Source organism: Bacteroides sp. B1-V-101, assembly GCF_023656585.1.
Taxonomy (GTDB): domain Bacteria; phylum Bacteroidota; class Bacteroidia; order Bacteroidales; family Bacteroidaceae; genus Bacteroides; species Bacteroides thetaiotaomicron.
On sequence record NZ_JAMOKH010000012.1, the window covers coordinates 1 to 21,873 of the forward strand.

The window sequence follows — 21,873 nt, forward strand, 5'->3', positions numbered from 1 at the left end:
ACTCCCTGCTCGGTTAAGTTTTCCCGAAACAGATAAGTCGGCTGATGATAGGTCATTTTCAAAGAACACTTTCCTAATCTCTTGCCAAAGAGATATTTACGATGCAACCTTTACGGGCGCACACATAAATTTAATGTACTCCGCCATCAGCGGGCTGGCGATGGCTTTCCATGCTTCCTCGATGACAAGGACTTTGCGGTTCTTCTTGATGCGCATTTTTTGCAAGAAAACATCCATGATAATCAGCGTGACCAAAGGAAAAAGCAGCGGGTCATCTTTTATGCTGTCGATTTCGAAGACCACGAACGTCTCGTCGAACAGCGAGCTGTCCATGTTCTCGTTCAGCGTTTTTTCGTGGTTGCCGCCCAAATAGAAGTCCTTCATCATATAGCGGTATGTCGAGAGGTCGATGCCCGTGATACGGTTCTCCTCACAGATATCCGGGATGCGCTGCACGGAATATTCATAGAAAGAGTTGAATGACAGTTCCTCCACTTTCAGTTCCTTGCGTCGGCCCTCTATCTTGTCAATGATACCCTCGATGCGGACCGCGCGTTCCCGTTCGCTTTCGTGCCGCTTCTCACTGCTGTTGCGGTCATCAATAACGAGGCTCTTACGCAAGTCCTCACGCTGTTGGGGTGTGAAGCCCTCGAAACCATTGAAGTAGGCGTCGTAATATTCCGTGATGACGTGCTCTATCAGACGGTCTTCCGTCTTTGTGACCGTTCCCTGCGTACCTTTCCAGATAAGCAAGACGAGGTTTTTCAAGAATCCCGTTTTTTCTACGTTCATCTCTTCCCGATTGATGCGGAACGGATTCATCGTGATGGGCCGTTCCTCGGTATAGCTGATATACTTGCCGCCGAAATACTCGCATAGCCCCTCGTATGAGTTACCCGTATCGACCATTACCACGTCCGTCCCCTGTTCATGCAACTGGCGCACGACGGAGTTCATGTGGAATTGATTTTCAATGACTTTTATCGCTGAAAATCAGCTACATAAGAAAATAACGGTACAACTATCCGTTAAAAGAAAAGAGGGAGTGAAAAAGTTGCTTTGAGGGAGTGAATGGATTAGGAAAGGCGTGTGTTTTGAATGAAAGATTTAACCAAACCTTAACATTTTACAAGTTTTTTTATCATATTGAAAAAGCCGCATGGAATTAGGTCAAAACAAAAACGTACTTAAAAAAGGACAAAAAATATGCTCCATAATCTTGTGGATTGTGCCGCAAAATTATGGAGCATGTATGTGGTGCGAAAAGACGCTTAATTATTCAATCTGGATGTCATTACGGTGTCTGAATTTTATTATGCTTTTATCTCCGTTAGTGTTAACCTGCCACCACATATCAGTGTCAGTCAATTTGATTATTTTGTATGGATAATTTCCTGCCCAGACATCATCGCTATCAAGTTCGCCTTGAAATGACACGTCTAACAATGGCTGATTGTTCTCCACTTCAAGGATAGAGAAAGTAAAAACTCTGTCATGCTTCGGAATCCCGGCAACTGTGAGAAAGTAAGTGGTGATATATCCCTGATAACCTCCGTAACCTTCATAAATTTGAGCAGATGTTATATCAAGTATGCAGTCTCTTTCAAAAACCTTCTGGTTGCCTTGGTCAACGACTTCCCAAGTTCCACCAAAAAGTTCCAACTTCGGTGCAAACACAACATCGTCTTCGTTATCGTTACAACCTACCATTACAAATGAAAGAAATGGCAAAATAAAAAGCAATAGATACTTGTTCATAATCAGTGATATTTTTCTATAATAACGTAAATAAAAGGCGTTTATTGCCTTATTAGTGAAATATCTTCAAGGTCGTTGATGTGAAAACATGGCGTGTTTTTTGCTTTGACAGGGAATCCTTTTGATACAAATCCCTTGAAGGGCTGAGAGTCGCGAGATAGTTGTCAAGGAATTATCTTTTGCCATTATAAAACAGGCTTTTGGACGCTTTGAGGAACAATGGCGGTACAAAAAGAGGAAAAATGAGCTTTGAAACGCTGATTTTTACCTGTAAACGAAGGTTCTTTAAGGTATTTGTATTACCATTGTATTTGGATTGGGGTAACTCTATCCAAGACATACGAAATTAAGAAGCGTTATGCTCAATCTTGTAACTTGAAAACGTAGGACACTTTCAAATGGGACAAGGATTAGCATAGTGACTCCCTCGCATATGCGTGGGTCACTATTGTTACATCTGTCCTAATGGTTTCCTACGACCTTCAAGTTAAGACGTGGCATAGTTGGCTCACGTTTTCTTATAGAATCAACCTCTTGATAGAGTCAATCGAGAATATAGTAAGTAAAAAATGAATAAACTTTTAATCACACTATTTTCATTCCTTGCTATCGCTGTTGTTTCATGCAGTGATGACGATGAACCGAAAATGCCGACTAATGCTATCGCATTGAATATGATGATTGGAGATAGCGAAACAACCATTGGCGGCTCTGATGTTTTCATCAATGCTTCCAATAACTTCACATCGTATGATTGTGGAATTGCAGACCTCGGTAGAAAAGGAGGTTTCAATCAGAACCCAAATCTATCGCAGCTTGCCCAGGAGATTGCGGTTACGCCCGGCAATTTCTACCAGATTGTTCTTGCCAACAAGGTTCAGACAGTTGCCGGAGACCGGGCACTTCCTATCAACACCAACTACTACAACGTTTATGTTGATTCATGGATTTACGATAAGGACAAAGATATAGCCGGAGCAAAAATCAGCTATACTGAGTGTTTCCCCGAAGTCAAACAGCTTCCCGAATGGGACAGCCATTTCTCCGGGACCCATCAAAATGACGGGTACGGCAAGGAAAGAGCGACATTCACGTTCTCCAAAGGCTGCCATATTGACAAGAATGTAGATGCCTATTTCACAGATGGATATAATAACCTAACTGATGAACTCGAATTCGAGATAAAAGAAAATCAGATAGTGATAACTTATCCGTATTTAACCAGCCATCAGCCGGATGTCAGACTTTTGATCCGCTATGAGAGCGTGTATACACGTGTATTGTTGGACTTCGAATAATCCGATGCAGAATCATGAACCATCGATTCAAATTTCTTTCAATACTTGCTGCCTTAATATTGTTTACGGCTTGCACTACATCGAAGTCTACAGTTTCAACGAATGTCAACCTGTCACGATATGAGTATGCATCTATAATCAATAACGACACCTATCATATTCCGGCAGAGTTGATGGAGTACGAGATTCAGCTTTTTGATGCTGTGGAGAACTCACACTTAAAACTTGTAAGTGATGCCAGAATCTACGAGTTGACACCGTCACAACAGGAAAAACTTTTGTTAGTCAAGTATGGCGTAAACGTGAAGTACAAAATTGGATTTTTGTCCGCTGAATATCAGGGCTTTAAGAAAGGAGAATAAACAATGGGTAACGATTTAGAGACGAACGAAAGACTTCGGTCTGCTTTCTTTTTCCATTGTTTCAAAAAAACTCAATACAAAGATATTACTTTTCAGAAAAAAGCCTATCTTTGCATAAAATTTAGTATAAACAAATCATGTCAAGCATACGCTGTGCATTAGCACGTACCTTTAGAATCCGTGCATAGTCTACTGAGAAAGGTTTTCTCAGTTTTCTTATAGCCCTCAAATCTTCTGAGGGCGGATTTTCTATTATTATTTATTAATCAGGATTTTGATGCAGATGCTATATCTGTGTCTATATTCATTTATAAGAAAACAAGTATGGACTTAAATAAAAAGCATTTATTATATCTTACTGTATTTTTCCTATTTCTAAGTTTGAATGCTTCGGGACAATCGAATAGCATTTCAGGAAGAGTACTTAATCAAAACACAAAAGAATCTGTTGAATACGCCAGTGTTGTTCTATTCAAGCAGGATTCCGTATTCCTAAACGGAACGACAGCTGATTCAATTGGAAGATTTGTATTTACAAACCTCACTTCCGATGATTACGTATTGTCGGTATCTTGTATGGGCTTTGAAGCTAAAAAAATCTTGTTACAAAACCTTTCAGAATCGGCAGAAATAGACGTGTTATTAAATGAAAGTGTATTGTCGCTTGGTGAGATTGTTATTTCAGCTTCATCCACAATCAATAAAATAAATCAGCGAATAGTTTTTCCGACAAAACTACAACTTAACCATTCGGCAAACGGAATGCAACTATTGAATACTATGATGCTTCCAGGATTGAACATTAACCCAATGACGAATACGATTTCATCCTTCGATGGCGGGAAAGTCATGTTGCAAATCAATGGAGTAAATGTTACTTCAGAAGAGATTCAGACTTTGCAACCATGTCAAATTAGGCGGGTTGAATATTTGGATTACGCAGGAATAAGATATGGAGCAGCATCTAAAATCGTTAATTTTATTGTTATAAGGGACGATAAGGGTGGTGTTATCGGAGTGGACTTGATGAACTCTTTGAATATTCTTGCGGGCGGCGATGTGCTTTTCGCCAAGTTTAACAAAGGGAAGTCGGAATATACATTAAATTACACAACCGCTTTTCAGAAATTCAATAGCAATAATCGGACACGTACCGGAAGCTATCAGTTTGAAAACTCAACTCCGATACAGAGAGATGAAATCGGAGATGGTGGAGATTATTCATATCAGATGCATGATGTTACTTTCGGATATAACTATCAACAAAGTGATTCGGTATTCTTCAATGCAAAGTTGAAGTATGCTTTGACAAATCATCCGCATAATGATTTCAAAAGTAATTTGATAGAAAATGGCATAAAGATAGGGCAGATATTTGATGGCGTTAGTCAGAAAATAAATACCCCTTCAATAGACCTATACTATGAGCGTGGTTTGAAGAATCAGCAAAAAGTCTATGCCAACATTGTTGGGAGTTATGCCAAAGTAGAAACAGGTCGTAATTATATAGAATACGACAATGCCAATACTCTTTTCAAAGAGCAGTTCGGTTTGTCATCTGATAAATATTCATTGATAGCAGAAGGTATTTACGAGAAGGGCTTTACTTATGGCAGTTTGAAATTTGGAGCAAAGCATATTCAATCGTTTACGAAACAAGAAGTTCAGCAAAATGGAGTTTTTAAGTCCGATTTGAATCAAATGGAAACTTCCGTTTTTTCAGAATGGAATCACAGTAAAGATAAATTCAGCTGTTCTCTTGGGTTAAAGGCTAATCGGGTACATTTTTCTAATATCTCAATTAATAAGAGTTATTATAACTTCTTGCCTAAAGCCATGTTGGGATATAGATTAAATGAAAATTCTTTTATTCGTTACGATGTGGAGATGAGCCAAACCAACCCGACTTTAGTTGAGTTGACTGACACGGAAATAAGGCTCGACCCTTATCTTGCCGAAAGAGGAAACTTGTTATTAAAGCCTTACAGCAATCTGAACAATAACCTTTTTTACGAACACAAAAAAGGCTTGTTTACATTCAATGCTAACCTACGACATCATTACAAGCATAATCCCATCATGGAATCAGTCAAAGAACAAGGTAATATTTTCCTGATAATACCCGAAAATATGAAGAGTTGGAACAAGTATAATGCAGAAATGAACCTAAAGGTGGGAATGATAAAAAACATACTGCAATTTTCGCTTACAGGTGGGTACAATCATTTCAACAGTCAAGGGAACAATTATTCTCATGAATACTCTAATTTCTATTATAGTGCGAATGTCTTGGCAATGTATAAGAAATGGATGTTTATCGTTCAGATACAGCCATTTGATGAGAAGCTGTATGGTGAAACCGTTATTAAGAGTGGTAATTATCATTATTTAGCCATTCAATACAATACCGATAACTTCTCTTTTGGTATAGGAGCGTTCAATCCATTCAAGAATGTTTCACGTACTGTGATAGAGAATAAAAATAATCAAGCACCTTTCAGACGGGAAAGTTTCAGTAGTGCTTCACAAACCATCGTTGCTACTCTTACGTGGAATTTTAGTTTTGGAAAAACTCATAGTTCTGGAAACAAATCTCTTAATAATCAAGATGCGGATTATGGAATAAAAGGCAGTTACAAATAAAGTCTATTATGAATAAAATAGATTTGAAGTTATTCAGGCTATTGTCTGATGCTTCACAAGTGACAAATGAAGAAATGCAAGATGCTTATACGCACTTTATGGAGTTGGTAAAGACTATTAGTCAATCTAAACAAAGCTATTCTGAAATATTTCGGATGTTAAGTATTACTCGTATTGAGCTTGATTTTCTGGGAACATCACCTCTTTGCGAGTTGGAAAAAAAAATAGGCTCAAAAAAACTTATCAGCGAAAGGCGATTTTATTTCTTGAGTCTGAAATTGACTTACTGAAATTCACATTTAGACAAACGAATCAGCTTATTAATAAAAACGTTATTCCCTACAACTCAAAAGTATATTTCGTCCCCAAGTCGCAAGGCTTGGGGATTGATAGCGTGGGAGAATTTGCTGTTTCATTTGAACTTTCAGGACAGTTCTTTAATGAAGAAGGAAATCCTGCTCCATATATTCATATCGCCCATGCTCTGGAGCAGGCATTCAATTTCACGTTCGGGGATGCCCACAAGTCAAAAGAACGAGTATTCAAACGCAAGCCCTACAACTTAACCAAAGCGTTAGATTACCTGAAAAATCTTATCGTTCGTGAAAGCCGCAAGAAGAAGATGAAAAAAGATGATTTTGTAAATCGTTAATTTACATGAATTTACAAATCTATTTTAGGGGAGTCCATAGGGATTCCCCTATTTTTGTTGCTTCGTTCTGCCGAACTTTGGTGCGTGTATAGTGAGATTAATTTTATTAATCTCACGGTTGAGTTTGACAGCCGTATGGCTTTTTCCGCTTGCCCGTCCTGACTTGACGTGCCATAAGCGTTCTTCTATTTTCAGTTTGGTACTGAACTGGGCGATACTGTTGCCGATAATGATTTTCCCAATTATCGGGTAAGCAGTGTTTTCTCCGACACTACTTTTTTCTAATCTACTTTCCCGTTTCAGGTAAAAAGACACTTTTAATTCGTTGCTCATAACACTCACATTTTTAAGTTGATAAAATTACTTCCATTGTGAGTTATTTGAACAATGTAAACCGAAGACAAACAGCGTTATAGTCAGCCACTTAAAGGCACTCAACTGCTGTGTTTTGCTCCGCCTAAAATGGGTAACGGGATAGAAACGGAATGTTTGCTTTTATCCGCTAAAAACTGCATTTCACCCACTCGGCAACCAAAGACATTCAAAGCCAATTACTTCTCATTATCAATCAATTACTCTCTTTTTCTTCCTTTCTCGTTTTGTGCTTCCTGTATAAACGTGCAACCCGAAGAGACTATTGTTACAGTCAATTTTATAGACTATAATACAGGGCGTCCTGTAGCATCATGCAAAGGCGCATATTCCTCTCTTGGGGTTGCAGGAGCTTCGCATGATATAAAAGGAGCAATAAACAGGGTTGCAAAGCAAATATCTGACACATTCAACCCTCAAAAGTGAAAATCTATCTTAGGATTCCACCTCGCCCTCTATCAATCTTCCAATCATACCGACCTTCCGCGACATCGCCAACCTCGTTGAGTGTATGGCGATGTTTTATTTCATCAAAGGGCTGTCGGTGTTCCGCATAGTCACAGAGCCATGTGCCGACCGCTTTCCGCTGCTCGATGGTTTCGCCGTAGCTCTGCATGACGCTCTTGATGTCGGCGGCTTCGGAGGGAGAGAAGATTGACTTGTGCCGTTCCGTGGCGAAATGGATAATCGCTTCAATGGCTCGCCTGAACACCTCGCTTGCCTTGTAGAGAATATCGGCGATGATATTCAGAATATCCCGGCTCGATTTCAGCGCACCTTGCAACTGTCTTATGGTCTTGTCCTTCTCCGCCGTTGCCCGGCTCACCGCCATGCTAATGCGGTGCTGCTCCCCGGTCTTCTGCTCCCGGAGCTGCCGCAGAGCCGTGTCCCTCTCGGATTCATAAGTGTCAGCGATTGCCATAGCACTGTCTCGCTCCAGTTCGACCGTCCGCTTCGCCTCGGTCAGTGCCTTTGTCCGCTTCGCCACCTCTTTCCTGACTTCATCGGGGAACGATTCTTTGATATGTTCGTTCTCGGCTTTCAGTCTCTCGTTCTCCTGCTCGATGGCTGCGTACTTGCCCTTGCCGAAAAGGTTGGCGATGCCGGACTTTATGCTGTCCGTATTCTCCCTGTCAACCTCTCTCGCACGTTCCTCCTTTTCGGCGATTTCGCTGTCAAGTTCCTCGCTGCGCCGCTGCTTCTCCTCGTTCCTGATCTGGAGTTTTTCATGTTCGGATTTGGCATTGTCCGTCTCACGGATCGCGGCATCCCTGTCGGCTTCGGCTGCTTCCTTTTCCGCCTTTACCTGTTCGGCTTCCTGCTTCTGCTTGGCGATGATGAAGTCAGCACGTTCAAGGTGCTCCTTTCCCGTCTGCTCCTTTGAGGTGCCCCTCTCCATGTCAAGACACTCAGCCAAAAGCGTCTGCATATCGCTCATGGCTTTCTCGTCCAGTTTGCAGGATTTCCCGGTGTCGTGGTTCATCCAGTCCCATACGATATGGGCGTGAAGGTTGGGCTTCCATGTGGCGGTATCTCCGGGAGTGCCGTAATGCCCCTCGTCACGGTGGATGAAGATTTGCAGTGCCGTGATTCCCCACCGCTCCTTGCACACCTCACAAAAATGCTGCAACTGCTCCAAAGTGGTATCATTCTTGATTACCACGACACCCTCTTTGAGCGGAGTGCTGCCGCGCACGACGGTCACCTTCCCGGTCTTCTTGTTCACGCGTTCCCGGTCTTTGGTCTGCATCGCCCGACCTGTCTTTTCCTTTACCATCGCGGCTATCTGATTGTAGCGTTCCGACAGCGAAGTGCCGCCGAAATCAGGTGCTACCCATGTCTCGTTTGCCGCCATGAGGTCAGTGCGGACATAGAACTTTTCCTTGCCGATATGTGCGAGGTATTCCGCTGTCCGCCTGTTGTGCGCCTCGCTGCTTCCGATGTTGCAGGGCTTGATGTTGATTGATGTCTTCTGTGCCATAGGCATGATGATGTTTACAGATTTACAATAGGGAAAGGGTCATTAGGGCGGAGCCTTAATCGGAGGGTGCAGGGAGAGGGTCACTTCCTGCTCGGGGTTCTCAGGGGTAGAGACCTCTGAGCGGAGTTTCCAAAGAGAGGGTCACTCTTTGGTCAGGGGTGTTGGGGACTGAAAGCCTCCGACCGGGTTCTTAGGGCAGAGCCATAAGTGGGACGGGGCAAAGCCCAGCCCCTCGGGAGAGCCCACAACTACGGAAGCGAAGCGTGTAGTTATAGTGGGCTATATCTGGACAAGCCCAGTCAGTCACCCCACGACAACGGAGTACCGCTCAAAAACGCTCCCTATGCTTCCCGACCTGCCGAGCCTATGCCGGAGTAACCTCGCCGCCATCCGTGCCGTCCTGCGCCTCGCTGTAGCTCCCTGCGCCGTTTCCGCCGGATGCCATGTCGCCACTGTCTATGATATACCGATTTGCGGCTGTGTCCGCCATGAACATATCGGACGGCGGATTATGGCTGTCGCCGTCATGCACATCGGCTGACGGATTGGAACTGGCTGACAAAAGAAGGGAAGAATAAGAAGAATAAAGGGATGCCGCGCCTGTCGCCTGGCTGTCCGTTTCCTTCCCTCTTGTGTGGCAGTCAACGGCTGCGGCTTCCAGTTCATCCCCTGATGGCAGACTGTCGGAAACAGGTGTCCGCACATCGCCTGTCTGTCCTTTGGCGGTAGCCGAAGGTCTGACATAATGGGGATTGGTGATAAGGACACCTCCGACATACCAGCCAGTGAGAAAATGCAGGGAATGAACGGAAGTGCGGTTGTTGGTTCGGGTGGTCAGCATACCGAGGCGGTTGAATCTGGCGATTAGCTTGCCGACCGTCTTACGGTTGCAGTCCAAAAACTCCGCAAGCTCCACATCGGAAGCCGCCACCTGTCCCACCTCCAGCACAATATCAATGCCCTTGATTTTATAGGCGGTTCTTGTCCGCACAGCACCATTCATCAGACGGAAGAGGCACTTTTGCCTGAGAGGGGAAAACCTGCCTTCCAAAAGAAAATCCCACTGTCCGGCAGAAAGGATGGTGCAATAGTGTATGTTCTGTATCTCGTTGCTCATGGTCTGTGACATTATGGTGCTACTGCGGACATCCGGCTGTTGCCGTCCGTCAACGCTCCCGGCTTGCGTTTCTTGCCGTTGCGCAGTTCTTCAAGCCGTCTTTCAATATCACTCTCGTTGGCTACTCCCGATGTGCCTCCTTGTTTGATCCAAGCGATGACTTCATCCTCGAAGAAGTAGAGTTTGTTGCCCCTTTTGTGATACGGGATGCGCTTGTCGGAGGTCATGGCATAGATGGTGGAAGCCGATTTGCCGAGAAGTGCCGCGACTTCATTAAGGGTGAGAAGGGTGCGACACTCGCCATGCTGCTGAGGTGTCATGCCGAGCACTTTCTCCACCTTGTCGGTGAGCAGCCCCACCTTTTCGATCAGCATGGAGACCGCCTGCGGCAGTTGTTCAAATGTTATGTTGTTCATATACTGTTGTGTGTTTATTGCTGTTTGAGTGTAATCTGTTCGGATGCCTTGCGCTTCAGGTCGCTCACGACATCGACATAAACCTGTGTCGTTCCCACGTTGCTGTGCGTAAGCATCTTTGAAATGGTATAGAGGTCAGTCCCGGCGGCGAGTTGCAGGGTCGCGTAGGTGTGCCTGAACCCGTGGAACGTGATGTGCTTCCTTATCCCGGCAGACTTTATCCAGTCTTTGAGATAGAGGGGAAGGATTGTCTTTGTCAGCCCCTTGAACACCTGACCCTCGCCGCGCTCACCGCACAGCGCGAGTGCTTCATCCGACAGCGGCAGCACTGCTTCCGTCCGTGTCTTCTTGGTGACGATGTGCATGCACCAGCCGCCGTCAGCTCCTCTTATGATGTTCTCCCATTGCAGACGGATGATGTCGCTGATGCGCAGCCCCGTAAGGCAGGAGAACAGCGCGGCACTCCTTATGACAGGCTTCTCGCAAGGGGTCTCGGCAAGCATCCTCACCTCTTCAAGCGTCAGGAACTCGCGCCTTGTGCTGTCCTCCTTCGCGTGTTTCAGCCGTGGGGCGATATTCTCCTTGATGCGTCTTTCCTCGTAGGCGATGCGGAGAACGCATTTCAGCTTGTTAAGGTTGTTGTTGGCGGTCGAAGCCATCATCTTGCCCTTTGTCTGAGTGGTGAGCGACAGCAGGTAGGTAAGGAATCCCTGGCAGTATTCCAGTGTCAAATCATCGAAGGTGCAGCTTCCGCAGCAATACTTTTCAAAATGCTTGTAGGCGGTGTTCCAGTTCCTGAAATTGTCGTCGTCAGCCATCTTTGAGCGGAAGTATTCAAGGAAGCTCTCCTTGCCACGGTTGCGGTCGAGGAAGCCGTACTCCTCGTTGATGATGGCTTCGGTTCTGCGACACTTGATAAGCTCGGCATTGCGGAGCATGGTCTTGTTGAACTCTGTCTCGAATTTGTCTTTAGGGTCGGCATAGATGTATATGCCGAGATACTCCCGTCTTGTCGGCTTGCCAGTCTTGGGATGCCGCACTGCCGGGTAATAGTCAAGGTAAAGTGATACCTGTCCGTTCTTGATGGGTCGTTTCCTGACCGTCACTTTCGTGCAGATGTTTGTCATATCGGTTGTGATTTTTAATTGTTGTCTGATTCATTGTCCGGCTCTCTCTTGGCTTTGGTGCTTGCGCTCTTTCGCTCCGACACCTTCCGTGCCTCGTCCCAGTCGGCTTTGAGGTAGTAGAGGCGGTTGCCGTGGATGCGTTTCGTCCTTACCCCGTGGGTGAGCGCGAACCTGCGGACTTGGGTTTTTCCCAGCCCGAACAGGCGCATGATGTCGAAACAGGAATACCAGTGCTCCGATAGGTTGCTTCCCAGCCGTTCCGCTTCCTGAGCCATAGCCTTGTCAACCTCCGCTTTCGGGAAGCACTTTGTGGCATTGGCTTTGACACAGGGTATCGAGTAGCGCATACGGAGATTGTAAAATCGCCCGTAGGTATAATTGAATTTCCGGCATATCTCAGCCATCGTATAAAGGTCGCCTCCGGCACTCTCTTTTTCCGTGAACGTGTCGCGCACGGACTGCTTGTAGTTAGCCGCCGGAATGAGCTGCCGTTTCGGGCTGCCCTTCGCTTTCTTCTTTCCCTCCTTTTGGGAAAGGTCTTTTTCAGTGTTCGGTGTATCTTCGTTCATCTTCTTCTTTGTCTTTTTACCCTGCTTGGCGAAGATTGAAGCACTCCGCTTGCAGTAGGTTGTCTCTCTAATCATCAGAAAGAAATCCTCCCTGGTGATGATTGTGATGTGGTATGTCAGTCTGCAAGCCCGGAGAGTTCCTTTGTAAATGAGGTTATACACTGTCCGGCTGCTCACTTGCAGGATGTCCGCCACTTCCCCGATGGTGAGGAAAGGCTTGTCGGTCATGCCCCGGTCATATCCGGGCTGACCTGTTAAATTGTGTTTAATTTGACGGTCCATTATCGAAGAAATTTGTTGCACGCTCTTGAAAGCTGTTGCACGTTGCTGAAAGGAAGTCGTGCCGTGTGACCCCTCTCGCGTGGTACAATCGCGGTACAAAAATACTCCGAAAAGGACGAATCGCCAACAGGCGAAAATCTCGTTTGTTAAAATCTATTAGCTGAAAATCAAGGTATTATAACGCCGATTTTTGCAGCCATTTGTCGCCGTTTTGCCCTCCGAAACTCCATGTGGAAACTCTTTCCGCTGCCCGAAGGCCCCAGGCAGAAAAAATTCGAGTTGTCGGTCAGCTTGTTCTTTCCCTCTTTTCCCGTGATGTCGATAGCTACCGGAACACCTTGACGGTCAGTATAATAAATTTTTATCGGCGTTTCCTCACTATGCTGCACCCGTTCCTTGTACATCAGGCATACCGCAGCGTCGGAGAGGGTCAGAAAACGGTCATATTCCTCGTTCAGGCTGTAACAGTTGCCCGGAAATGAACTGACGAACAGTTCCAGTTGGTTGTATGCACGCTTACTGATATGTATGCCCATGCGCCCAAAAGCGTTTTCCAAGTGATTCGTGCATTTTTGAAGGTCGGTGTCGGCAGGCACGCCCACCACCATGTTGAAGTGCGTGTACACGAGCAGTTTGCTTTCACGGGCTATTACGTCCTGTACCTGCTTGATGTCCTCTACGGCCATTTGGTTACTCGGATTGGGGATGCTTGCGTGCCGGTTCTTCTTTTTGTCGAGTAATGCCAGTTCACGCTTCTGACTGGGCAGGAAAATAATTTGGTTGTACACCACCGTTTCTGCGTTCGGAATATTATCCACCACCGAGACAAGATCCACTGGCATCTCGGTATTATTCACCTCGATATTGGTATAGGGACGTATCAGCGAGGGGAGTGCGGCGCAGTCCACGTCCACGAGGCTGTACACCTTACAGCGTTTATCACCCATAGATACCGTTTCGTCGTCAGCCTTGACATTCGTCATCGAGACCGTACGGTCTTTGAAGTTCATCGCAAAGTAACGGTCCACATATTCGCTTGCCTCGGCTTTGTTCAGGAATTTCACTTGTACACCGCTGTCGCGTAGTAGGTCTCGAACCTTATAAATCTTCACGAGGAAATCGCGCCATTTCTTGCTATCGTAAGAGAAAAGACGGCTCTTCTTGGCTTCCTGTGTGATAGTCAGATAGCAAAGGCTGTCCGTGTACGGACGCCCATTAAAATAACGGAAGTACGATGCTGAGAGAAATTCTTGATTATGCTCCGGCTCGTTCGCGAACTGTTTTCTCACGAAGATGTCCTGTTTGTGTAAGGCATATCCTTCGCCCAGTGTTTGCGCAAGGGCAGAGAATAGATGCGTGAAATCGTAATAGCTGTCAATGTCCGCCGAATACTTCTGTACCGGATTTTCGATTTTCAAGACGGCGGAATATTCACCCGTCTTGGTGTACAGCACACCCACACCATCTGTATCTTCCACAGAGAAATAGATATTCTGAAAGATGTGCTTGCGCTTGCCGCCCGTACCGAACGTATAGACTGACAAGGCCATACCCGTACATAGGGCGATGAAAAATAAAATGATATATAGGGTCATTCCGATATTCGTTCATTAAATAGGGGCAGGTCTGCCTCGGCTGGAGGCGGACCCGCCCGCGTTCAACAATCAATCAGCCACACACATTGCCGTGATGGTTTTTCTTATAGTCATACTTTGTGCGAATAGGCATACACATACACTCCACGTTTTACATTTTTGCTGTGCAGCCCTTTTCGCTGTTTGAGGATGATAAGCACGATTCCCGCAGATAAGACAGTTGCCAATACGACCAGTCCGGCCACAAAGCCCATAAGACAGTAGGCGGCGATAAAGCCCACAATGGCTCCACCAGCCACGCCTGCCGCCCAATAGATGTAGCGGCCTTGTAATCCCATCAGCTCCAAAGGCCGTTGTAACCCCTTGAACAGCGGATAATCCGGATAACGTCCGTCATTAATCATTTCTTGACTGTTTATGCGTTAATTCCGAAGAACAGAGGTAATGCTTGGGCTGCCGCAATCAAGAAAAGGCACGCCCCAACTACCATCATGATCTTCTTCTTGAAATCTTACTGATTGTTTGTAATGTGCTGATATTCAATATATATCGTGTAAGCGAAATGGAGAAAGAAACAAAATGGAAACAACAAAATCAAGAAACCCCAAAATGAAAGCATGAGAAAACAAAAATTAACACTGAAAACAACGGCAATTTTCCGATTTTGGTATTCATAAATCAACTCCAAAAATTATAAGTAGGCACATCTGTTTTCCTTTTAACAGAATATACTGATATGCATAATATCGAGGGAAAGAGTCACTGTAAATCATGCAAAAAACAACGGAATTTCTAATTAGACAAATTATTTTCCGCTTTTTATAATGATTTTCGGATTTAACAAACGATATTTGGAGAAGAATGAGTATCTTTGCAACCGAAAACAATAATAATATACGCAATGGCTGAGAAAAATCTTAATCGTATAAAAGTTATGCTTGCAGAAAAGGGGAAAACGAACAAATGGCTTGCAGAGAAACTTGGTAGAGACCAAGCAACCATTTCCAAATGGTGTACCAATGCTTGTCAACCACCTTTAGAAGCATTAATACAGATAGCTCAATGTCTGGAAGTTGATATAAAAGAACTCATTAGGGTTCCTGAACATAATCCTTATAAAGAATTGTAATGAAAAAAAATACTTCATTCACATTATTTGATTTTAATAAGAAACGTGCAGATAAGGTATAAATATTTGGCAAAGAGTCGCTTGATAAAAATGGTAACCTTATACCATTTATCGAGCAAGTTTGCATTGGTGACTCATTATTTACAATTGAAAGACTCAAAAGTAAATATACCATATGCAAATAAAGCGCAAGATATACTGAATTTATGGTATGAATTCGTTCATGGAGAGAAGGAGCAACGACCTAATGATTTCTTCCCAAAATTAATGTAATTTGTGACTTAGAGCACGTTGATGCAAGATCTTAGGTGAGTCGGTCTTGACATTTTAACTCAAGCAGCGAGCACTCGGAGATATTTCTGTTTTTTATCCCAACTGGCTTATAATTCGGAAATTTATCAAAATTTGTATCAAAACTAAATAAGCATAACAATGGAACCATCTATATACAGTTTTTCACTTTGTACCGCACTGCCGTTAATGTTATTCTTCGGCTTTTATTTTTTGTTTGCAAAGACTCCTGAAAAGAAAATTTTCAAGAATTATCTCCGCTCCCGACAGGTTATGGGTATAGCTATGTTGCTGCTTTCAGCAAACTATTCGGTACATTTCTTCTTTGGTATCCGATTCAAAAATGCGGATTCTGCCATATTGATGAACATGTCCACATACTTTCTGTGCTATTCTCTGTTCAGTTCGGCATTGATAATGTTGCTTGATCGTTTTTACATTACCAAACGGCGTGTGTGGACACATATCATTTTATGGATAATATTTTCAACTCTTTCCGGAGTTGTGTTGTTCCTGTTGCCAAGCGGAATCTTGCAAAAATTCTCTTTATTTGCTTTAGCTGCCTGGTTAGTCGTTTTTGGAGTCGTTTTAGCTCGCAGAGTAATAATTGCATATCGTAGAGCCATTCAGATTTTCAATGAAACTCAGGCGGATGATATAGGCGCATATATCGAATGGCTTTCCATATTCACTTATTGGGCACTTATCTTCGGTGTCGGATGCGGATTGCTGACATTTCTGCCAGACGAATATGTTTTTATCTGGATTTTGTCGTCAATACCGTTCTACAGCTATCTTTTCTACAGCTATCAGAACTACCTGCTGTTCTATGAACAGGTAGAAAATGCGTTTGAGCAGGATATACAATCTGAAGAAGAACTTCTGACAAATTCGGAAACTGAACATGAAATAGTTTCTGAGAAAGAAGTTCCTAGGTCCTATACAGAATTTATAGAGAGGGTTGACAACTGGATAAAGACAGACGGCTATGTCCAGCAGGGACTTACCATAAAAGAACTGTCCGAAATACTTTATACGAACCGTACCTATCTTTCCGCTTATATCAAGACTACGTATAAAATGACATTCCGCGAATGGATAACCAGTCTCCGGTTGGAGTATGCGAAAAACATACTGAAGGAGCATCCAGAAATCAATATACAGAAGCTGGCTGAGTCTTCTGGTTTTCTTTCCCAAAGTAACTTTATCAAATTATTTTCCGAGAAAGAAGGATGTACGCCTGCCAAATGGAAAAAATCAAATCGGGAATAATTTGTGTAGTAAAAAACATCGGAAAAGGTCACAGAAACCCATTTCCAAAAAGTGCTCAAACGACAAAAAAGTGCTAATTCGACAATTCAAAAAGTGCTAATTCGACAAAAAGATGCTCAAACGACATTATTTATAAAATTTTACAGCAAAAGTTTTTCTAATCTTTTGGGCATAGAATGACATTTATTATCTTTGGAGAGGACAAAGATAATAAATGCAAGTTTATATGATCAGAAAAATCACTTTTCTTACCTTGTTTCTGTGGCTGATGACGGTAACTTTTCCTGTCATTGCGCAGCAGAAAACAGACACAACCTACACCTTCCGCTTCGTTCCGCAGAAGGACATGTTCTACGTTCCTTGGAATGGCAATGACACTGAACTTGCCCGCCTGTTGGAATGTATCGAAAACAGTAAAGCAACAATTTTTAACGGCAAGTTGCCGCTACTGGTTGACGGCTACTGCAATTCGCTGGGCGGTGAAGCCGAGAACCTTGCAACGGCGAAGATTCGTGCCAATCGAGTAAAATCAGAACTGATTACACGCGCGAAAATCAAGGAAGAAAACTTCATTACCCACAATCATGCGACAGGGGGTGATTTTGTAATCGTGCGCCTAACGGTACCTGCAAAGGAAACAGCCGTGACGGATGCGGAAGCGGAAGCGCGACGCAAGGCGGAAGCCGAACGCTTAGAAACCGAGAAGCGTGCCGAGCAGGAACGGCTTGCCGAAGAGCAGCGCAAGGCGGAAGAAGCCCGACTTGCCGCTGAACCAACGGTCGCCGGCCGAAGGGAAAGGCAAAAGGCAGAAGCCGAAAAAGCTGCTCTACAAAATACACTTGCCGGCACGCCGTCGGAAACTAAAATCACAAATGATTATCATCTCTCCCTGCGTGCCAACCTATTGCGCTGGGCTACCCTGACACCCGATTTAGGACTTGAATGGCGCATCTGTCCGTCGTGTGGCATTGCCGTAAACGGCTCATGGACTTCTTGGACGTGGAGCGACAAGGACCGCCGCTATGCACTCTGGGAAGTGGCTCCGGAAATACGTTATTACATGGGTGAGAAGAAAGCCTGGTATCTGGGGGCGATGTTCAAGGCCGGACAGTTCAACTACAAGCTCTCCGAAACAGGCAAGCAGGGCGACCTGATGGGTGGCGGCATCACCGCCGGCTATCAGCTGCGACTGAACAAGGCATTAGATCTTGATTTCAACCTCGGTTTGGGCTACCTGAATGTCGATTTCGAAAAATATGAAGTCATCGACGGTGTGCGCGTGCGCCGCGGCAACGAGACAAAAGATTGGTATGGTCCCATCAATGCCGGTGTGACATTGGTATGGAAACTTTTCTAAATAGGGGGAGGAATAGAATATGAAAGCAAGACAATATATAAATATGATAGGAATGGCAGCCACCGTGCTGCTCTCTTCCTGCGTGAAGGACACGCTTTATGACACGCCGCATCCCGACTATGGGAAGATTGCGGTGACAGCCGACTGGTCGGCCCGCGGTGAAGGTATCGACATACCTGCCACGTGGACGGTCACTATGGGCGACTATGCGGGTACGGAGACTTCCGCCACTCATGCCCCCGACCATCTGTTTGCTCCGGGCATCTACACCCTTGCGGTGTGGAATCCGGCTGAAGGAATCACGGTAAATGGTACCACCGCCACCATTGCCGCAGCCACGGGAAACCGGGCAGGCACGGATGCCTTTGTAAACAATGCCCCGGGATGGTTCTTCACCTATACGAAACAGGTGAGCATCGAGAAAGACAAGGACTATCCGCTGACCGCTGCAATGAAGCAGCAGGTACGCGAACTGACACTTGTCGTCAAACCGACGGGTGATGCCGCCGGACGCATCACGGAGATTGTTGCCCATCTGACGGGTGCAGCCAGAACACTCGATTTCGCTACCGATACCTACGGAGCCGCTTCGAACGTCGTGCTGCTTTTCACCAAGATAACCGAAGGTGACGATGCCGGCAAGTGGAAAGCCACGGTGCGGCTGCTGGGTGTGACCGGCACGGAACAACTGCTGATGGGTGAAATCCGCTATGCTGACGGCAACCCGACCCCCACCACGCTGAAAAGCGACCTCACAGAAGCTCTCAAGGAGTTCAACACAAGAAAGGGCAAATCGCTGACCCTCGGCGGAACGCTGGTTGAGACTCCCGAAGGCATGGAAGTGGACGGAGCCGAAATCAACGGCTGGGAAGAAGTGAAAGGTGATGATGTAAATGCCGATTTGTAAAATAATAAAATGACATATATAATGAAGACAAGATTTTTTACACTTGCAGCGCTCGCCCTCGCACTGGTAGCCTGCAACAACGACAACGAGAACCTGAACGGTGACCCCGTGGCCGCCCAGTTTACCGCCAACATCGCCCCCGCCACCCGCGCCAGCGGAACCACCTGGACTGCCGGCGACCGTATCGGCATCACCGACATCGGCAACGATTCCCAGTACGGCAACGTGCCTTTCATCTTGAAAAACGGGAAATTTGAGGCAGAAGGAAAGGTTATCTATATCGAAGATACAAAGACCCATACTTTCCGCGCCTACTATCCGTACAACGCGGCGGGAGGCATCCTCACAGCCACGACCGATGCCACGGCGCAGCAGAACCAGCCTGCCATCGACTTCCTCTTTGCTTCAGGAGCCACGGGAGACAAAAACAACCCGGTAGTAAGCTTCACCGACAAAACCGCCAAAGGCGGTGAAGACAACTCCTTCCACCACCGCATGAGCCAGATAACCCTTACCTTCGAGGCGGGCGACGGCGTGAATTTCAGCGTGGTCAAGCCTGAACGTTACACGCTGGACGGATTGTTACTCACTGGTACGTTCAACACGGCCGACGGTATTGCCACCGCAGACAACGGACTACAGACCGGAGAACTGACCATGAATCTGGCAGACGGCAATCTCACGTCATCGATCATCCTCTTCCCGCAGACAGTTGCATCCCTGCCGTTGGTTGTGAATTACAAAGGTCAGGAATATCATGCCACACTCACCATGCCCGATGGCGCACTGCTGGCGGGCAACAACTATACCTATACCGTCAAGGTACGCAACAAAGTCCTTGAAGTCAGCGAAGCCACCATTGCAAAGTGGAACGATATAGACGGTGGAGATGTGGGTGCTGACCTGTAGGATGTTAATAATTAATCGATTAGAATAAAGACTTATGAGACATAGATTATTTATCCCCGCAGCCACCGCACTGCTGTTCGCCCTCGCCGCCTGCACGCAGGACGAACTTGCTGGCGATAACCGTCTGCCCGAATGTGAATACCCCGTAGTTATCCGTGCCACAGGACTGTCCGTGGAGGCAACGCCGCAGGCAGCCCCATCAACCCGTGCCTCCGTGGACGGCGACTGGCAGGGCGTCACTTCCGTGGCACTCAAGATTGGCGAAGCGGTAAAGGAATACACCGTAACGGCTTCTACCGATTTCAAGAGTGCCACGCTTTCACGTGAGAACGACCCGCACTACTGGACCAGCCGCGACCCGATTACCGTATCGGCATGGTGGCCCTTCGACAATGCTGACATCACACAGATGCCTGCCGTGAAGGTGGCAGAAGACCAGAGTAAACTGGCTGACTTCCAAAACAGCGATTTCATCTCTGCTGAGAACCGGAAGGTGGAATTTAACAACCCGACTCTTGAATTTACCCACCGCACGGCACGCGTGACAATCGAACTGAAGCCCGGCACGGGATTCACGAGCGTCGCTGGTGCCACGGTGAGCCTCGTGAGCCTGTCCGCCGATAACGGCAACCCGACCGCCATCAAGACCTACAACGCAAGCGGCAACACCTACGAGGCACTGACCGCCCCGCAGACCGTTGCGGCAGGCAAGCCGTTCGTCAAGGTGGAACTCGGCAGCGGCACCTTCTACTTCCGTCCGCAGAACAACGTTGTATTAGAAGCGGGCAACCGCTATACCTACACCGTCAAGGTGAACGCAACCGGCCTGACGTTAGAGGGTTGCACCATCGGCGACTGGGCTGACGGCGGTGGCGAGAGCGGCGCAGCCGAGGATTTGGGCTACATCTACGACAGCAACACCAATACCTACACGGTCTATAACGCCGACGGCCTGATGAATGTAGCCGAATTAGTGAACGGAGGTAAGACCGACATAAACATTACCCTCGACAAAAACATTGACCTCACAGGCAAAGGCTGGACGCCGATAGGCACAGACTACGACAACTCATACACCGGCACCTTCGACGGCGGCGGCCATACCATCAAGGGGCTGACCGTTACGACAAATGACCAATTTGTGGGTCTGTTCGGCAGTCTCGGTAAAGCTGGTACGGTGAAGAACGTGGTGATGGAGGGCGTACAGATAACAAACAATCACGGGTCGGGCTATGTCGGCGGCGTGGTAGGAAATAGCGATGGCACCATTGAAAACTGCTCGGTGTCGGGCAGCGTCAGTGGCACGGCGTACGTTGGCGGTGTGGTGGGTGTTCAATGGTTCGGTTCCATCACCGGATGCAGTTCCTCTGCCACAGTAAAGGGGATGGGCGATGTCGGCGGCGTGGCAGGTCAGACGAATGCGGATGCCACCCTGACCGCTTGCTATGCCACGGGCAACGTGACCATAGAATTAGGCCACAGAGATAGAGTCGCTGGCGGCGGTCTGGTGGGAATGAACGCAGGAAGTAGCCTCCTTGCCTGCTATGCCACGGGCAACGTAGCCAGTACAGGTAGTAGCACTGGCAAGGTATATATCGGCGGCTTTTTGGGAGGAAACTACGCCACCGTGACCGCCTGCTATTGGAAGAACAATCATGAACAAGGCATCGGCAACAATAAGGAAGGCATCGCCCCCGAAGCCACGAAGGTGGACGGCACTGGTGTTACCTGGCAGAAAGCCGTTGATGCCATGAACACCGCCTTGCAGAACAAAGGCTCAGAGTGGCGTTACGAACTTAAAGGAGCATTGCCTACCTTGAGTAAGCAGTAAACCGT

Annotated in this window: 18 protein-coding genes and 4 pseudogenes; 11 read left to right on the forward strand and 11 right to left on the reverse strand. The window is 46.2% G+C overall.

Annotated features, from left to right (window positions below; translation table 11 throughout):
• Window positions 1–123 precede the first annotated feature (123 nt).
• Window positions 124–963 (reverse strand): annotated as a pseudogene (locus tag NBH01_RS10920) (TraG/VirB4 family ATPase); the annotation flags it as partial.
• Window positions 964–1,275: 312 nt separating this feature from the next.
• The gene (locus NBH01_RS10925) at window positions 1,276–1,758 is read right to left on the reverse strand and encodes a hypothetical protein (protein ID WP_008151888.1); all 483 of its coding nucleotides are present in this window, start codon (window positions 1,756–1,758) and stop codon (window positions 1,276–1,278) included.
• A gap of 569 nt (window positions 1,759–2,327) precedes the next feature.
• On the opposite strand from NBH01_RS10925, the gene NBH01_RS10930 reads away from it, so the two are divergent.
• The 5 genes and pseudogenes from NBH01_RS10930 (at window position 2,328) to NBH01_RS10950 (ending at window position 6,713) form a co-directional block, all read left to right on the forward strand.
• On the forward strand, window positions 2,328–3,056 hold the full coding sequence (locus NBH01_RS10930) for a DUF5036 family protein (RefSeq protein ID WP_008151886.1): 729 nt from the start codon (window positions 2,328–2,330) through the stop codon (window positions 3,054–3,056).
• Window positions 3,057–3,070: 14 nt separating this feature from the next.
• Window positions 3,071–3,361, forward strand: a pseudogene (locus NBH01_RS10935) (hypothetical protein); the annotation flags it as partial.
• Window positions 3,362–3,742: 381 nt separating this feature from the next.
• Window positions 3,743–6,061, forward strand: a complete 2,319-nt coding sequence (locus tag NBH01_RS10940; RefSeq protein WP_117852450.1) for a carboxypeptidase-like regulatory domain-containing protein — start codon at window positions 3,743–3,745, stop codon at window positions 6,059–6,061.
• 8 nt (window positions 6,062–6,069) lie between these two features.
• On the forward strand, window positions 6,070–6,351 hold the full coding sequence (locus NBH01_RS10945; RefSeq protein ID WP_008151879.1) for a hypothetical protein: 282 nt from the start codon (window positions 6,070–6,072) through the stop codon (window positions 6,349–6,351).
• Between the two features lie 104 nt (window positions 6,352–6,455).
• Window positions 6,456–6,713 carry a hypothetical protein gene (locus NBH01_RS10950; protein ID WP_039848335.1) on the forward strand — a complete coding sequence of 86 codons (258 nt, stop codon included), beginning with the start codon at window positions 6,456–6,458 and terminating at the stop codon, window positions 6,711–6,713.
• Between the two features lie 48 nt (window positions 6,714–6,761).
• Here the strand turns inward: NBH01_RS10950 and NBH01_RS10955 are convergent, their stop codons facing one another.
• The 9 genes and pseudogenes from NBH01_RS10955 to NBH01_RS10995 form a co-directional block, all read right to left on the reverse strand.
• Window positions 6,762–7,046 (reverse strand): hypothetical protein, encoded by a 285-nt coding sequence (locus NBH01_RS10955; RefSeq protein WP_008151875.1) that lies wholly within the window; start codon window positions 7,044–7,046, stop codon window positions 6,762–6,764.
• A 469-nt stretch (window positions 7,047–7,515) separates the two neighbouring features.
• Window positions 7,516–9,066, reverse strand: a complete 1,551-nt coding sequence (locus NBH01_RS10960) for a mobilization protein (protein WP_039848334.1) — start codon at window positions 9,064–9,066, stop codon at window positions 7,516–7,518.
• A 364-nt stretch (window positions 9,067–9,430) separates the two neighbouring features.
• Complete coding sequence (locus NBH01_RS10965) at window positions 9,431–10,183, reverse strand: hypothetical protein (protein ID WP_039848389.1); 753 nt, start codon at window positions 10,181–10,183, stop codon at window positions 9,431–9,433.
• Window positions 10,184–10,194: 11 nt separating this feature from the next.
• Window positions 10,195–10,599 (reverse strand): helix-turn-helix domain-containing protein, encoded by a 405-nt coding sequence (locus NBH01_RS10970; protein WP_008151866.1) that lies wholly within the window; start codon window positions 10,597–10,599, stop codon window positions 10,195–10,197.
• 14 nt (window positions 10,600–10,613) lie between these two features.
• A complete protein-coding gene (locus NBH01_RS10975) occupies window positions 10,614–11,726 on the reverse strand; it encodes a site-specific integrase (RefSeq protein ID WP_008151864.1) in 1,113 nt (370 codons plus the stop codon).
• A 14-nt stretch (window positions 11,727–11,740) separates the two neighbouring features.
• Window positions 11,741–12,577, reverse strand: coding sequence for a helix-turn-helix domain-containing protein (locus NBH01_RS10980; protein ID WP_177909364.1), 837 nt, complete (start codon window positions 12,575–12,577; stop codon window positions 11,741–11,743).
• Window positions 12,578–12,804: 227 nt separating this feature from the next.
• Window positions 12,805–14,172 (reverse strand): annotated as a pseudogene (locus NBH01_RS10985) (TraG/VirB4 family ATPase); the annotation flags it as partial.
• Between the two features lie 110 nt (window positions 14,173–14,282).
• Complete coding sequence (locus NBH01_RS10990) at window positions 14,283–14,576, reverse strand: hypothetical protein (protein WP_004310185.1); 294 nt, start codon at window positions 14,574–14,576, stop codon at window positions 14,283–14,285.
• A gap of 11 nt (window positions 14,577–14,587) precedes the next feature.
• Window positions 14,588–14,683 (reverse strand): annotated as a pseudogene (locus tag NBH01_RS10995) (DUF4134 family protein); the annotation flags it as partial.
• A gap of 390 nt (window positions 14,684–15,073) precedes the next feature.
• On the opposite strand from NBH01_RS10995, the gene NBH01_RS11000 reads away from it, so the two are divergent.
• From NBH01_RS11000 to NBH01_RS11025, 6 genes are all read left to right on the forward strand, one after another.
• Window positions 15,074–15,301 (forward strand): helix-turn-helix transcriptional regulator, encoded by a 228-nt coding sequence (locus tag NBH01_RS11000; protein ID WP_025867321.1) that lies wholly within the window; start codon window positions 15,074–15,076, stop codon window positions 15,299–15,301.
• Between the two features lie 480 nt (window positions 15,302–15,781).
• Window positions 15,782–16,864, forward strand: coding sequence for a helix-turn-helix domain-containing protein (locus NBH01_RS11005; RefSeq protein ID WP_250700116.1), 1,083 nt, complete (start codon window positions 15,782–15,784; stop codon window positions 16,862–16,864).
• A gap of 226 nt (window positions 16,865–17,090) precedes the next feature.
• Window positions 17,091–18,221 carry a DUF3575 domain-containing protein gene (locus NBH01_RS11010; protein ID WP_250700090.1) on the forward strand — a complete coding sequence of 377 codons (1,131 nt, stop codon included), beginning with the start codon at window positions 17,091–17,093 and terminating at the stop codon, window positions 18,219–18,221.
• Between the two features lie 19 nt (window positions 18,222–18,240).
• Window positions 18,241–19,128 carry a hypothetical protein gene (locus tag NBH01_RS11015; protein ID WP_250700091.1) on the forward strand — a complete coding sequence of 296 codons (888 nt, stop codon included), beginning with the start codon at window positions 18,241–18,243 and terminating at the stop codon, window positions 19,126–19,128.
• 21 nt (window positions 19,129–19,149) lie between these two features.
• Window positions 19,150–20,037, forward strand: a complete 888-nt coding sequence (locus tag NBH01_RS11020; protein ID WP_250700092.1) for a fimbrillin family protein — start codon at window positions 19,150–19,152, stop codon at window positions 20,035–20,037.
• A 34-nt stretch (window positions 20,038–20,071) separates the two neighbouring features.
• Window positions 20,072–21,868 carry a fimbrillin family protein gene (locus NBH01_RS11025; RefSeq protein ID WP_250700093.1) on the forward strand — a complete coding sequence of 599 codons (1,797 nt, stop codon included), beginning with the start codon at window positions 20,072–20,074 and terminating at the stop codon, window positions 21,866–21,868.
• Window positions 21,869–21,873 lie beyond the last annotated feature (5 nt).